At 74.5% G+C, this 13,925-nt stretch carries 14 protein-coding genes and 1 pseudogene; 5 read left to right on the plus strand and 10 right to left on the minus strand.

Features of this window, described 5'->3' with window-relative positions; translation table 11 throughout:
- A partial coding sequence (locus tag GC157_03545) for a DUF222 domain-containing protein (GenBank protein ID MBI1376543.1) occupies positions 1–1,373 on the plus strand: 1,373 nt, incomplete at its 5' end.
- Positions 1,374–1,474: 101 nt separating this feature from the next.
- On the opposite strand, the gene GC157_03550 is transcribed toward GC157_03545, so the two are convergent.
- Both GC157_03550 and GC157_03555 read right to left on the minus strand, forming a co-directional pair.
- Entirely contained in the window at positions 1,475–2,407 is a 933-nt protein-coding gene (locus GC157_03550) for a protoheme IX farnesyltransferase (GenBank protein MBI1376544.1), read from the minus strand.
- Between the two features lie 105 nt (positions 2,408–2,512).
- Complete coding sequence (locus GC157_03555) at positions 2,513–3,154, minus strand: redoxin domain-containing protein (GenBank protein ID MBI1376545.1); 642 nt, start codon at positions 3,152–3,154, stop codon at positions 2,513–2,515.
- A gap of 34 nt (positions 3,155–3,188) precedes the next feature.
- On the opposite strand from GC157_03555, the gene GC157_03560 reads away from it, so the two are divergent.
- Positions 3,189–4,040, plus strand: a complete 852-nt coding sequence (locus GC157_03560) for a hypothetical protein (protein MBI1376546.1) — start codon at positions 3,189–3,191, stop codon at positions 4,038–4,040.
- Between the two features lie 223 nt (positions 4,041–4,263).
- Positions 4,264–4,827 (plus strand): hypothetical protein, encoded by a 564-nt coding sequence (locus GC157_03565; protein ID MBI1376547.1) that lies wholly within the window; start codon positions 4,264–4,266, stop codon positions 4,825–4,827.
- Between the two features lie 172 nt (positions 4,828–4,999).
- Here GC157_03565 and GC157_03570 read toward each other — a convergent pair whose 3' ends face one another.
- The gene (locus tag GC157_03570) at positions 5,000–5,554 is read right to left on the minus strand and encodes a hypothetical protein (protein ID MBI1376548.1); all 555 of its coding nucleotides are present in this window, start codon (positions 5,552–5,554) and stop codon (positions 5,000–5,002) included.
- 156 nt (positions 5,555–5,710) lie between these two features.
- Here GC157_03570 and GC157_03575 point away from each other — a divergent pair, with 156 nt between their 5' ends.
- Complete coding sequence (locus GC157_03575) at positions 5,711–6,373, plus strand: response regulator (protein MBI1376549.1); 663 nt, start codon at positions 5,711–5,713, stop codon at positions 6,371–6,373.
- A gap of 25 nt (positions 6,374–6,398) precedes the next feature.
- Positions 6,399–7,871: a HAMP domain-containing protein gene (locus GC157_03580; protein MBI1376550.1), complete on the plus strand. Its 1,473-nt coding sequence runs from the start codon at positions 6,399–6,401 to the stop codon at positions 7,869–7,871.
- Between the two features lie 5 nt (positions 7,872–7,876).
- Here GC157_03580 and GC157_03585 read toward each other — a convergent pair whose 3' ends face one another.
- The 7 genes and pseudogenes from GC157_03585 to hpt all read right to left on the minus strand — a co-directional run bounded on the left by GC157_03585 (position 7,877) and on the right by hpt (position 13,899).
- A complete protein-coding gene (locus GC157_03585) occupies positions 7,877–8,164 on the minus strand; it encodes a hypothetical protein (protein MBI1376551.1) in 288 nt (95 codons plus the stop codon).
- Positions 8,165–8,173: 9 nt separating this feature from the next.
- Positions 8,174–8,764 carry a DUF3180 family protein gene (locus GC157_03590; GenBank protein ID MBI1376552.1) on the minus strand — a complete coding sequence of 197 codons (591 nt, stop codon included), beginning with the start codon at positions 8,762–8,764 and terminating at the stop codon, positions 8,174–8,176.
- Positions 8,635–9,509: pseudogene (gene folK / locus GC157_03595) on the minus strand (2-amino-4-hydroxy-6-hydroxymethyldihydropteridine diphosphokinase). The gene GC157_03590 and the pseudogene folK overlap by 130 nt, the downstream one beginning before the upstream one ends.
- 61 nt (positions 9,510–9,570) lie before the next feature.
- Positions 9,571–10,362 carry a dihydropteroate synthase gene (folP, locus tag GC157_03600; GenBank protein ID MBI1376553.1) on the minus strand — a complete coding sequence of 264 codons (792 nt, stop codon included), beginning with the start codon at positions 10,360–10,362 and terminating at the stop codon, positions 9,571–9,573.
- A 73-nt stretch (positions 10,363–10,435) separates the two neighbouring features.
- Positions 10,436–11,056 (minus strand): GTP cyclohydrolase I FolE, encoded by a 621-nt coding sequence (gene folE, locus GC157_03605; GenBank protein ID MBI1376554.1) that lies wholly within the window; start codon positions 11,054–11,056, stop codon positions 10,436–10,438.
- Positions 11,057–11,063: 7 nt separating this feature from the next.
- Positions 11,064–13,133, minus strand: coding sequence for an ATP-dependent zinc metalloprotease FtsH (gene hflB, locus GC157_03610; protein MBI1376555.1), 2,070 nt, complete (start codon positions 13,131–13,133; stop codon positions 11,064–11,066).
- A gap of 214 nt (positions 13,134–13,347) precedes the next feature.
- On the minus strand, positions 13,348–13,899 hold the full coding sequence (gene hpt, locus GC157_03615) for a hypoxanthine phosphoribosyltransferase (GenBank protein MBI1376556.1): 552 nt from the start codon (positions 13,897–13,899) through the stop codon (positions 13,348–13,350).
- Positions 13,900–13,925 lie beyond the last annotated feature (26 nt).

The raw sequence follows: 13,925 nt of genomic DNA on the forward strand, positions 1-13,925 counted from the left end.
CCGACCTGATCCTGCTCGAGCAGGTCGACGTCGAGGCGATCACCGAGCCGGCCGAGCTGATCGACTACCTCTCCGTGGCGACCCGGCTCGAAGCCCGCCTCGCGTCGCTGCGTCTGGCGGCCGAGGCCGCGTTCGCGAACACGGCGTGCCCGGACCCGAGGGTCAGCAGCTCGTACGCGGAGGCCGCGGCCGAGCAGGAGGTCGCCTACGCCACCCGCAACAGCGCCTGCGGCGCGTCGAAGGAGATCGGCCGCGCACTCGCGCTCAAGGAGATCTTCCCCGCGTTCCGTGCCGCGCTGGCCGCCGGCGAGATCACCGAGCGGCACTGCGCCGCGCTGGTCGATGCGACCCGGTACATGACCGACCCCGAGGTCCTCGCGACCATCGAGGCGGCGGCGTTGCAGAAGGCGCGCACGCTGACCGCCTCGGAGCTGCGCAAGCACCTCGACAAGCTCATCGCGCGCCACGACCCCGACGCCACGGTCCGGGCCCACAAGGCCGCCGCGACGCGGGACGTGTACCGGCAGCCGATCGGCGACGGGATGGCGTTCCTGGGTGTCACGCACCAGGCGCCGGTGATCGACGCCGTGTTCGACGCGATCGAGGCGGCGGGCAAGGCGTTGCGCGCTCAGCGAGGTGGTGCCGACGCTCTCCGGGCCGGGAACGAGGACGCCGCCTCGGGAGCCTGCCGCGCGGACGCGCTCGCCGCCCTCGTGCTCGGGACCCGCGACGAGGAGGGCGCGGTGGTCTACGACGCCTCACGGACGCAGACCGAGGTGCACGTGGTGATGGACCTCGACACCCTGCGCGGCGAGCGCGACGGACTCGCACTGCTCAACGGGACTCCTATCCCGGCGCAGATCGCCCGTGAGGTCGCCGGGGTGGCCGAGCACTGGCGACGCCTGGTCGTGGATCCGGTGGACGGGCACCTGCTCGACTACGGCACCCGCCAGTACCTCCCGGCCGCCCTGCGTGAGCACGTGCTGCACCGCGACCCGATCTGCCGGCGACCCGGCTGCACCCGACGCGCTCAGGAGATGGACCACGCACTCCCGTTCCCCGAAGGGTCCAGCGACACGGCCAACTGCGGCGGCCTGTGCTCCCGCTGCCACCAGGTCAAGACCGCCGGCCACGCGACGATCGAGGACAGCGCCCCGGACGGATCCGGAACGTGGGTCACCCGATGGCGGCAACGCATCCGGATCCCGGCCCAGCCGGCCCTGGAACCACGACGACCCGACCCACCGCCCACGGTCGACGCGCCCGCCCCGCCCGGCGTCGTGGACGCACGACCCGGTACCGACGGGGAGGAAGGCGGCGCGACCAGTTCCGCGCCGCGCACCACCGATCCGCCGGAGCGGCCGCCGTTCTGATCCGATCCGGTCCTCGCCATGCCCACGACCGGGTCGGGGTGGCCGCGCGTCAGCGACGTGGCGGCGTCACGCGCGGCCGGCGACTCACAGGGGCAGGTGCCTCACAGGGGCAGGTGCAGCACGACGTCGACCACCACGGCGAGCGAGAGCAGGCTCAGGTAGCTGATCGACAGGTGGAACAGGCGCATCGACCGGGGGTCCTCGCCGCGCACGACGCGGCGGCGCAGCAGGTGCACCTCGCGCAGGAACGCCGCGCCGAGCACGGCGGCCGACACGGTGTAGACCCAGCCCGCGCCGGACACCGGCACGAGCAGGAGCGAGCAGGCCACCATCGCCCACGAGTGGGCGACCATGTGCACCGACACCCGGCGCGGCGAGGCGACGACGGGGAGCATCGGCACCCCGGCCGCGGCGTAGTCGTCGCGGAACTTCATCGCCAGCGCCCAGAAGTGCGGCGGCGTCCAGAAGAACACCACGAGGAACAGCAGGACCGCGGACCACGACAGCGTGCCGGTGACGGCCGCGTAGCCGATGAGCACCGGCATGCAGCCGGCGGTGCCGCCCCACACGATGTTCTGCGACGTGCGCCGCTTGAGCCCGACGGTGTAGCCGAGCACGTAGAGCACGATCGCCGCGAGGGTGAGCCAGGTGGCCAGCGGGTTGGTGGTCTCCCACAGCAGCGCGAGCGACACGGCCCCCAGCACGAGGCCGAACACCAGTGCCGCACGCGGCGACACCGACGGCGTCTCGCCGCCCACCGCGAGCGGGCGCATGGAGGTGCGTCGCATCACGGCGTCGATGTCGCGGTCGAGGTAGCAGTTGAGCGCGTTGGCGCTGCCGGCCGCGAGCGTGCCGCCCACGAGCGTCTCGATCGTGAGCCGCAGCGACGGCAGGCCCTGCGCCGCGAGGAACATGGCGGGCAGGGTGGTGACGAGCAGCAGCTCGATGATGCGCGGCTTGGTGAGCGCCACGTACGCGCGCGCGGTGGCGACCGCCCCGGCGTGCTGGGGGACGGTCGCGAGGGTCGTGGCCACGGTCAGGTTCCCCCCAGGTCCGCGGGCTCGCAGGTGACGCCGAACAGTAGGGCCGTCCGGGTGATCAGGTCACGGATTGCGACACAAATGAGACCCGGCTGTACGTCAGCCCGCGCCGGACGCCGACGCCGACGAGCTCGCGGACGCCGAGGCGGCCCCGCTCGCACCCCCGGCGACCGACAGCACGAGGGACTGGAACGTGGCCTCGTCGACCGGGCCGATCACGCGCGCGGCCACCGCACCCGTGGTGTCGAGCACCAGCGTGCTCGGGACGCCGGTGCTCGGCACGATGCGCAGGCTGGTGAGCAGCGTGCCGTCCGGGTCGAGGATGTGCGGGTACGTCGTCCCCGCGCTGGTGCTGAAGGCCTTCGCCGCCTCGGGGCGGTCCTGCTCGTCGATGCCCACGAAGCGCACCCCCGCGGAGCGCGTCGCGCCGGCGACCTTCGCCAGCAGCGGCGCCTCCTCCCGGCACGGGCCGCACCACGACGCCCACACGTTGAGCACCACGACATGACCGTGCAGCGACGACAGCGTGAGCGTGGACCCGTCGAGGGTGGGGCCGGTGAGGTCCGGGATGGTGGGGCGCTGGCCGGCGGCGTACTCGGTGACGCCGACGCCGAGCGCCGCCTGCCCCGTGGACGACCCGTCCGTCACACGGGTGCCGGCGTCGCCCGCGGAGGAGCAGGCCGCCAGCGCGAGCACGCACGCGGCGACCGCGGCCAGACGCGGAAGGACCCCCCTGTGCACCCGGGCAGCCTACGTCGCGACGTACTGTCGTCCGGTGCCCCTCCCCCCGCCCACCGCCGCCGCCCCGTCCGCCACGCCCGCACCTGCGGCGGCACGGCGACGACGGGCGGCCCGCCTCGGGCTCGCGGCGGCGGCGCTGGCCGCGCTGCTGGCCGGATGCGCCACCGGGGGCACCGCCGGCCCGGCCGACGTCGTCGTGCCGTCCTCGAGCGGCCCGAGCCTGCCCAACGGCACCGTGCTCGACCTCGCCGTGCCCGCAGCGACGGCGTCGATCCCCTTGGTGGACCAGGACGGCACGACCGTCACGCTCGGGGCCTACGCCGGCAAGACCGTGGTGCTCGCCGACTTCCTCACCCAGTGCCAGGAGATCTGCCCGCTCACCAGCGCCGCCATGAGCCAGGTGTCGGGCGCGCTGGCCAAGGCGAACCGCTCCGACGTCGTGATCCTCGAGACCACGGTCGACCCGAATCGCGACGACGTCGCCCACCTCAAGGCCTACCAGAAGCTGTTCGGCGCCACCCCGCGCTGGAGCTTCCTCACCGGCACCCAGAGCGACATCGAGGCGCTCTGGAAGCAGTTCGGGGTGTCGCTCGAGCCGGTGCCGATCACCGAGAAGCCCCTGCCCAAGGACTGGCTCACCGGAAAGCCGCTCACCTACGACGTCGACCACCAGGACGTCGTGATCGTCATCGGCCCCGACGGCCACGAGCGCTGGCTGGTCAACGGCACCCCGTCGATCGGCACCCCGAGCGACGTGCCCTCGACGCTGCAGGGCTTCCTGTCGCCGCAGGGCCTCCAGAACGAGAGCGCGGCGCCCGAGCCCAACTGGACGTCGTCGGACGTGCTGGCCGCCGTGTCCTACGTCAGCGGGACGCCGGTGTCCTGAGGTCCGGGCCCGGGCTCAGCGGCCGAACGACTCGCGGATCATGCGCAGCCGGGCCACCGTCTCGTCGTCGAGGGGCCGCGCGTCGTCCGGGCGGGCCGGCTCCGGCTCGAACGGCGCAGGCGGGGCGAGGGTGCGCACGCTGCCGCCGCCGGCCATCTCGGCGAGCATCGGCTCGCGTCGGCCCATCTCCGCCGCCGCGGCCGAGACGCTCGCCGGGATCCCGGTGAGGCTGACGACGGCGGGCTCGGCCGGCTCCGGGCCGGCGGTCGGTGCCGGTGCCGGCGAAGCGACGGACGCGGTGGCGGCCGGGGCCAGCGGGCGCTCCGGCTCTGCCGCGGGGGCCGCAGGCACGGACGTCGGCACAGGTGCGGGCGGGGCAGCGGCGGCAGGGAGCGCGGCGGGCGGCGCGAGGGGGGCGGGAGACGCAGGCGCCGGAGCCGGGGCGAGCGGGGCGGGCGGGGCTGCGGCGGCCGGCGCGACCACGGGCGGGGCCGGCTCCACGTCGACCGCCTGCGGCACCGGGGCTGCCGATTCGGACTCGGTGCGGACGGCGAGCAGCTGGTCGGCGGCCAGGGCCAGCCGGCGCTCCTGCTCGGCGACGGTCGCGCGCAGCGAGGCCACCTCGGCGGCGAGCAGCTCGAGCGCGGGGTCGCGCTGCGGCGGCTGCGACCGCGCGGCGTGCAGCTCGTGGCGCAGGGCGACGAGCTCCTGGGTCAGCTGCTGCACGTGGCCGAGCAGACCCTCCACGAGGGTGGTCAGCCGCACCAGCTCGAGCCGGTCGCGGTAGGCGTCGGCCCGCAGGTCGACCACGTCGTGCTGGAGGGCGGCGTAGGCGGACTCCACCGCGCGCCGGCCCGTGGGCCGGGCATGGCGTGCCTGGGATCGCCGTGCCATGGGGTCGAGGGTACGTCGAGGCCGGGCGCCACGGGTGGATCGCGCCGCAGGGCGCGCCGCCGCGGTCAGTCGTCCGACCAGCCCCCGCCGCCGCCGCTGTGCTCGCCCGTGCTGCTCGGCGAGGGGCTCGACGACTCGTGGTCGTGGGTCTCCGTGGGGCTCGGCGACGCGCTCCCCGAGCGGTGGTGGCCGTACCACGGGTAGCCCGACTCCGGCGCGTGGGTCGAGGTGCGGGGCCGCGTGCTCGACCCGCCGCCGCGCACGGCCTGGGGACGCAGCGCCTGCGTGGCCCGCGGCCCGACGACGCCGGCCGGACGGTTCCCGGAGCCCGCGGAGGACCCGTCGCCGGACGAGCCGCCCTGGGCGCCCGGCCCGGCCGGGCTCGGGGTGGGGCCGACCGCGAGGCCCGAGGCCTCGCCGGCCTCGGGGCCGGCGCCGTCGGCACCCGTCCCCGCAGGGTCGGCGGACGACGGGCTGCCCGGCCGGTCGGCGGGCAGCACCTGCGCCGAGGACTGGGTGGAGAAGTAGGACGGGGGGGCGAGGAGCTCGGTGTTGATGCCGTAGGCGACCACCGACGCCCCGAGGACGCCGGCCACGGTGAGCAGCGTGACGCCGCTCACCCGCCTCATGACAGTCCTCGCACGGTCCCACGGTAGGGGCGGCCGACCCCGCAAGAACCGTCCGGACGTCCAAGGAACGTCGAAGATCGCGAACCGTGACCTCTCCTGGAGGTCCCGGCCCGACCGGCCGTACACAATGGCCCCGTGCGCATCCTGATGGTGGAGGACGACGCGGCCCTCGCCGCGTCCTCCCGCGACGGCCTCGAGGCCCTCGGCTTCGAGGTGGACCTGGTCACCACGGGCACCGCGGCCCTCGAGACCGTGGGCTCCGCCTCCGCCCCCGACGTCGTGCTGCTCGACCTCGGCCTGCCGGACATGGACGGCCAGGACGTGTGCCGGCGCATGCGGGCCACCTCGGAGGTCCCGATCATCGTGGTGAGCGCGCGCGGCCACGAGGCCGACCGCGTCATCGCGCTCGAGCTCGGCGCGGACGACTACCTCGTCAAGCCGTTCGGGCTGCGCGAGCTCGCCGCCCGCATCAAGGCCGTCATGCGGCGCACCCAGGCGGCACCGGCCACCGCGGCCGTCGGCGTCCAGGAGATCGGCCGGCTCACCGTCGACCGGCGCACCCAGCGGGTGCACGTGGACGGCGAGGAGGTCTCGCTCACCGCCAAGGAGTTCGACGTCCTCGCGTTCCTCGCCGACGACCCCGGGGCCGTGCGCCGGCGCACGGAGATCCTCGAGCACGTGTGGGACGGGCACTGGTACGGCGCCACCAAGACCGTCGACGCCCACGTGGCGGCGATCCGCAAGAAGCTCGGCGACCCCGCCTGGGTCGAGGCGGTCCGCGGGGTCGGCTTCCGTCTCGGCTCCCCGTGAGCCCTGGCCCCGGGACGGTGCGCGCATGAGGTGGCGGCTCGTGGCGGTGCTCGTCGTGTTCACCGCCCTGGTCCTCGGGATCCAGATGGTGCCGCTGGCGAACTACATCACCACGGTGGCGCAGTCGAAGTTCCTGAGCACCTACCAGAGCTCGGCGTTCGCGCTGGCGGGGTACGCGATCCCGTCGCTGCTCCCTCCCGGGAGCCCCGGCGCCCCAACACCGGCCGACCAGACCAAGCTCCGCCAGGAGCTCCAGGACCGGGTGTCGGAGATGAGCGTGGCGACGTCCTCCGTCCTCGTGGTGGTGGACCAGGACGGGACGGTCGTCGCCCACACGGACCCCTCGCGCATCGGCGAGGACTTCGTGACCAACCGGCCCGAGATCGCCATGGCCCTGGCGGGCCAGGACCCGAAGTCGGGCGGCGAGAGGTCGTCGGAGACCCTCGGTCAGACGCTGTACTACTTCGCGGTCCCGGTGCGTTACGGCAGCACGGTGATCGGGGCGGTGCGGCTGTCCTACCCGGCCAGCCAGGTCGAGGACAGCATCAGCTCGACGGTGCACGGCATCGAGCTCGCGGCGCTCATCACGCTGGTCTGCGCCGGCCTCATCGCCCTGCTCGTCGCCTCCTACGCCACCGACCGCATCCGGCGGCTGCGCGACGCCGCGGAGCTCATCGCCGAGGGCGACCTCACCGCCCGGGCCGCGGTCGCGGGCGGCGGCGAGCTCGAGGAGCTGGCCACGTCGTTCAACACGATGGCCGAACGCGTGCAGGGCGTCGTCGACTCCCAGCGCGGGTTCGCCGGCGACGCCTCGCACCAGCTGCGCACCCCGCTCACCGCGCTGCGCCTGCGGCTGGAGAGCGCCGCCGAGCAGATCCCCCCGGACGCCGCGGCCACCGTGCAGCTCGACGCCGCGCGCGACGAGATCGACCGGCTCCAGCGACTCATCGACGGCCTGCTCGTGCTCGCGCGCGCGGACAACCGCGACCAGCAGACCGTGCCGGTCGACATCACGGCCGTGGCCGCGGACCGCGTCGAGGCCTGGCAGGCGCTGGCCGACGAGCGGTCCGTGCGCATCGAGCTCGACGCCCCCGGCATGGCGGTGGCGCAGGTCGTGCCCAGCGCGGCCGAGCAGATCATCGACAACTACGTCGACAACGCCCTCGGCGTCGTGCCGGAGGGCAGCCGCATCATCGTGTCGGTCCGCAGCGAGCCGGGCGGCGTGCTGATCTTCGTCGACGACGAGGGGCCGGGCCTGCCGCCCGAGGACCGCGAGCGCGCCTTCGACCGGTTCTGGCGCGGCACGCAGGACGGCCAGGGCAGCGGGCTGGGGCTGGCCGTGGTCGCCTCGCTCGCCCAGGCCGGCGGCGGCTCGGTGTGGCTCGCGGAGTCACCGCTCGGCGGCCTGCGCGCGGCGGCCCGGCTGCGCTCGGGGGCGCCGGTGGAGCGCAACGGCGTACGGCGCAGGGGCGAGGCGGTGCGCGGCCGGCACTTCTAGCCGGGTCAGCCCCCGTGCTCGCGGATGTAGGTGGCGAACCGGGCCCGGAACAGCGGCTCGAGGTCGCCCACCGACTCCCCGGCGAACACCTGGCGCGCGGCACGAACGGTCTCGACCAGGCTCCCGCTGATGTCGCCGAGCGAGCCGCCCTCGTCCGAGGCGTCGAGCATCGCGGGCGTGTGGTTGAACAGGTCGACGAAGAACCCGACGTCGCGCCGCTGCTCGGCGATCTCGAACGCGCGGTCGCGCAGCTCGTCGTAGGGCAGGTCCTCGAGCACCGTGTCGTCGCTCATGCCCGCACCCTAGGGGGTCGGCTCGTCGGAGTCGTCGGGTGGCAGCCGGCACACCCGCTCGAGCCACAGCGCCGCCAGCACCACGAGCACGGCGGACGCCGCGGCGATGCCCGAGATGAGGATCCGCTCCCGCGCGTAGGCCACGCTCCACATCGGGATGAACGACACCCCGACCCCCACGTAGAAGCCGGCCACGACCGCCCCGGCGCGCGACGCGGCCATCGCGAGGGCCGCCGAGCGCGCCGCCACGATCGGCTCCATCGGCCGGGTGCCGGTCTTGTGGGCCAGCCGGTCGCGCGTGCCGCGCGCCCACAGCCCGATGGCCAGCGCGAGCACCACGAGCACCGCCGGGGCGGTCCACGGCACCGCGAGCGAGGTCGAGCCCCACGCGTCGACGAGCCGTGCCACGGCCCAGCCCACGGCGGCCGACACGACGGCGACCGCCACGAGCAGTCGCAGCCGGGTGGGGGTCACGGGCTCACCTCCAGGTGCACGTCGTCGCGGCGGCGGACGCCGTCCGGCCCGGGGTCCAGCGCGGCGGCGAGCGCCGCCACCGAGCGGCCGTCGGGCAGCACCGCGCCGGGATCGGCCTCGGCCCACGGCACGAGCACGAAGGCGCGCTCGTGCGCCCGCGGGTGCGGCAGGGTCAGCCCGGGGTTCTCGCTCACGACGTCGCCCACCGCGAGGACGTCGACGTCGAGGGTGCGCGGCCCCCACCGCACCTCACGGGTGCGGTGGGCCGCCCGCTCCGCCTCCTGCGCCCACGCGAGCACCTCGCGGGGCTCGGCGTCGCTGTCGCCCACGAGCACGGCGTTGGCGTAGTCGGGCTGGGCCGGGCCGCCCACCGGCGCGGTCTCGTAGACCGAGGACACCACCGCGCCGGCCAGCCGCGGGGCGAGGAGGTCCACCGCGCGCTGCAGCGCCGCCACCCGGTCGCCGAGGTTGGCGCCGAGACCGAGGGCCACCCGCCTCACCGCGACCGCACGATCGTGACGGCGACGTCGTGGAACGGGACCCCGACGGGCGCCTCGGGCTTGTGCAGCACGACCTCGACCGCCTCCACCCCCGCGAACGACAGGCACACGTCGGCCACGCGCTGCGCGACGGTCTCCACCAGGTCGCACGGCGGACCCTCCACGACCTCGAGCACCCGCGCCGCGACCGCGGAGTAGTCCACGGTGTCGGCGAGGTCGTCGGAGGCCGCCGCGGGACGCGTGTCGACGCCGAGCACGACGTCGACCACGAAGGTCTGGCCGTCGCGGCGCTCGGACTCGAGCACGCCGTGGTGGCCGGTGCCGCGGATGCCGTGCACCGCCACGCGGTCGAGCCCGTCGGGGAACCTCACGCCACCCACCTCTCGCCGTGCCCGCAGCCCGCTCCGCGCCGTGCGGCGCGCACCCACCGGATCATCCGCGCGCCCAGGCCGCGGCCACCTCGACGGCGTCGCGGCTGCCGCGCACGTCGTGCACGCGCACGCACCAGGCGCCGGCGAGCGCGGCGATGGCGCTCACGGCGTCGGTGGCGTCGTCGCGCGCGTCCAGGGGGCGGGGCTCGCCGTCGGCCGCGAGGAGCGTGCCCAGGAACCGCTTGCGCGAGGCGCCGAGCAGCACCGGGCGCCCCAGCGCCAGGAGCCGGTCGAGGTGGTGCAGCAGCGCCCAGTTGTGCGCGGCCTCCTTGGCGAAGCCGAGGCCCGGGTCCAGCACCACCGACCGCGGGTCGACGCCGGCCGCCACCGCGTCCGCGTCGCGGGCCGCCAGCTCGCCGACCACGTCGTCGACGACGTCGTCGTAGACCGCGAGCTCGTGCATGCGGTCGCCGTAGCCGCGCCAGTGCATGGCGACGTAGGGGACGCCGAGCGAGGCGACCGTGGGCAGGATGCCCGGGTCGGACAGCCCGCCGCTGACGTCGTTGACCACCGCGGCGCCCGCCTCGACGCAGGCGCGCGCCACCTCGGCCCTCATGGTGTCGATGCTGACGACGACGCCCGCGCCGACGAGGTCGCGCACCACCGGCAGCACGCGGTCGAGCTCGGTGCCGGGGTCGGTGCGCACCGCGCCGGGACGGGTGGACTCGCCGCCGACGTCCACGAGGTCCGCGCCGTCGCGCACCATCGCCAGCCCGTGCGCCACCGCGTCGTCGCGGTCGAGCCAGCGGCCGCCGTCGGAGAACGAGTCCGGCGTCACGTTGAGCACGCCCATCACCAGGCAGCGGTCCAGCGCCGCCAGTCGGGACGGCAGGCCGAGGGGGTGACGGTCGTCGCGCATGCCGCGCTCAGCCGACGATGAGGCTCATCGCCTCGGCGCGCGTGGCCGGGTCGCGCAGCTGTCCGCGCACGGCGCTGGTGGTCGTGCGCGCCCCCGGCTTGCGGATGCCGCGCATCGACATGCACAGGTGCTCGCACTGGATGACGACGATGACCCCGCGCGGCTCGAGCAGGCGCACCAGCGCGTCGGCGATCTGGGTGGTGAGCCGCTCCTGCACCTGCGGGCGGCGCGCGAAGACCTCCACCAGCCGGGCCAGCTTGGACAGCCCGGTGATGCGCCCGTCCGCCCCGGGGATGTAGCCCACGTGCGCCACGCCGTGGAAGGGCACGAGGTGGTGCTCGCAGGTGGAGTACACCTCGATGTCCTGCACGAGGACCATCTCGTCGTGGCCGAGGTCGAACGTCGTGGTCAGGACGTCGTCGGGCCGCTGCCGCAGGCCGGCGAACATCTCCGCGTAGGACCGGGCCACGCGGGCCGGGGTGTCGCGCAGGCCGTCGCGGTCCGGGTCCTCGCCGATGCCGATGAGCAGCTCGCGGACGGCGGCCTCGACGCGTGGGGCGTCGAACGCGCCGGGCACGACGTCCGGCACGTGGACAGGATCGACCCCCGCGTGCGCCTCGCCGGTCACCGCCGGGTCACGCCCCCGCGTCGGGCGAGCCGGCGTCGCCGGGCACGTCGGCGCCCGCGAGCCCGCTGCCGTTCGTGGGCGCGACGTGGACGCTGCCGTTGCTGGAGCCGTTGGCCGAGCCGTTGGCCAGGGCCTCGATCTCCTTCGGCGTCATGACCGGGCCGCGCTCGCTCGGGCTGCGGCGGGCCGAGCCGGTCCACGCCGGCCGCTCGGGGCGGCGGCGCAGCGGCTCGAAGATCCGCGCGACGTCGGCCTTGTCGAGCGTCTCCTTCTCGAGCAGCTCGACGACGAGCGCGTCGAGGACGTCGCGGTTGTCGACGAGGATCTCGAACGCCTCGTGGTGCGCGGTGTCGATGAACGCCCGCACCTCCTGGTCGATGGCGGCGGCGACGTCCTCGGAGTAGTCGCGGGTGTGGCCGAAGTCGCGGCCCATGAACACCTCGCCCTGCTCCTGCCCGTAGCGGATCGCGCCGAGCCGCTCGGTCATGCCGTACTGCGTGACCATGGCCCGCGCGACCGCGGTCGCCTTCTCGATGTCGTTGGAGGCGCCCGTGGTGGGGTCGTGGAAGACGAGCTCCTCGGCGGCGCGGCCGCCGAGCATGTAGGCGAGCTGGTCGAGCATCTCGGCGCGGGTGGTGGAGAACTTGTCCTGGTCCGGCAGCACCATCGTGTAGCCGAGCGCGCGGCCCCGCGGCAGGATCGTGATCTTGTGGACCGGGTCGGTGCCCGGCAGCGCCGCCGCCACCAGGGCGTGGCCGCCCTCGTGGTAGGCGGTGATCTTCTTCTCGTGCTCGCTCATCAGGCGGGTGCGCCGCTGCGGGCCGGCGATGACGCGGTCGATCGCCTCGTCGAGCTGGCTGTTGTCGATGAGCTTGAGGCCGCTGCGGGCCGTGAGCAGGGCCGCCTCGTTGAGGACGTTGGCCAGGTCCGCACCGGTGAAGCCGGGGGTGCGCCGGGCCACGGCCTCGAGGTCGACGCCAGGAGCGAGCGGCTTGCCCTTGGCGTGCACGCCCAGGATCTGGGCGCGCCCGGCCATGTCCGGGGCGGAGACGGCGATCTGCCGGTCGAAGCGGCCCGGGCGCAGCAGCGCCGGGTCGAGGATGTCGGGGCGGTTGGTGGCCGCGATGAGGATCACGCCGCCGGTGACGTCGAAGCCGTCCATCTCGACGAGCAGCTGGTTGAGGGTCTGCTCGCGCTCGTCGTGCCCGCCGCCGAGGCCCGCGCCGCGGTGGCGGCCGACGGCGTCGATCTCGTCGACGAAGACGATCGCCGGGGCGTTGGCCTTGGCCTGCTCGAACAGGTCGCGCACCCGGCTGGCGCCGACGCCGACGAACATCTCGACGAAGTCCGAGCCGGAGATGGAGAAGAACGGGACGCCGGCCTCGCCGGCGACGGCGCGCGCGAGCAGCGTCTTGCCGGTGCCGGGCTGGCCGTAGAGCAGCACGCCCTTGGGGATCTTGGCGCCGACCGCCTGGAACTTCGCGGGCTCCTGGAGGAACTCCTTGATCTCCTGGAGCTCCTCGACCGCCTCGTCGGCGCCGGCGACGTCGGCGAACGTCGTCTTGGGCATGTCCTTGTTGACGAGCTTCGCCTTGGACTTGCCGAAGTTCATGATGCGGTTGCCGCCGCCCTGCATCTGCCCCATGAAGAAGAAGAGCAGCAGGACGATGAGCGCCACCGGCAGCAGCGTGTAGAGCAGCCCGAGCAGGACGCTGTCCTTCGGGACCTCGATCGTGTAGCCGTCCTTCATGGTGCCGGCGTCGACCTGCTTCTGGAGCTCCTGCTGGAGCTGCACGCCCTGGCCGTCGACGTACTGGGCGCGGATCTTGTCCCCGACCCCGACCGTGCTGCCGTCGGGCAGCGTGATCGCCTTGTCGAGGGTGACCTGGATGAGCTGGTCGCGGTCGGTGAGCGTGGCGGAGGAGACCTCGCCGTTCTGGATGGCGGAGACCACCACCGAGCTGCTCACGTCCTTGGGGCCGCCCACGTTGGTGAGCAGGCTGCTGGCCAGGATCACGAGCAGGACGGCGATCCCGATCCACACGATCGGCCCGCGCAGCAAACGTCTGATGTCCATGACGCGGGGCCCGTGGCCCCGTCCCTCCTGCCGTTCACCGGTGCTGGCCCTGGGGCGGCCGGGGGGTCCGGCCGGGCCTCACGAGTCCCTCGACGGTACACCGGAGGACGACGCGCTGCCGTCCCGCGGTGGGCCGAGCGGCCCGCTGTTCAGCAGGGACGACGCGCCCCGGCGGGCCCGGGTTCCCGGGTTCACCCCGGGCGAACGCGGCGGCTCAGCTGTAGACGTGCGGGGCCAGGGTGCCGACCACCCGCAGGTTGCGGTACTTCTCGGCGTAGTCGAGGCCGTAGCCGACCACGAACTCGTTGGGGATGTCGAACCCGACGTAGCGGACGTCGACGGCCACCTTCACGGCGTCCGGCTTGCGCAGCATGGTGAGCACCTCGACCGACGCCGGCCCGCGCGAGCGCAGGTTGCGCAGCAGCCACGACAGCGTGAGCCCGGAGTCGAGGATGTCCTCGACCACGAGCACGTGCCGCCCGGTGATGTCGCGGTCGAGGTCCTTGAGGATGCGCACCACGCCGGAGGACTTCGTGCCCGACCCGTAGGACGAGACGGCCATCCAGTCCATCTCCACCGGCGCCTCGAGCGCCCGGGACAGGTCCGCCATGAGCATCACCGCGCCCTTGAGCACGCCGACGAGCAGGAGGTCCTTGCCGGCGTAGTCGGCGTCGATCTGGGCGGCCAGCTCGCGCACCTTGGCGCCGAGCGCGTCCTCGTCGACGAGGACCTTCTCGAGGTCGGCTCCGAGGCTGGCGGCATCCATCGGGTCTCCTGGCGGTTCGGTGGGAG

The sequence above is a fragment of the Frankiales bacterium genome, assembly GCA_016125335.1.
Lineage (GTDB): Bacteria > Actinomycetota > Actinomycetes > S36-B12 > CAIYMF01 > Longivirga.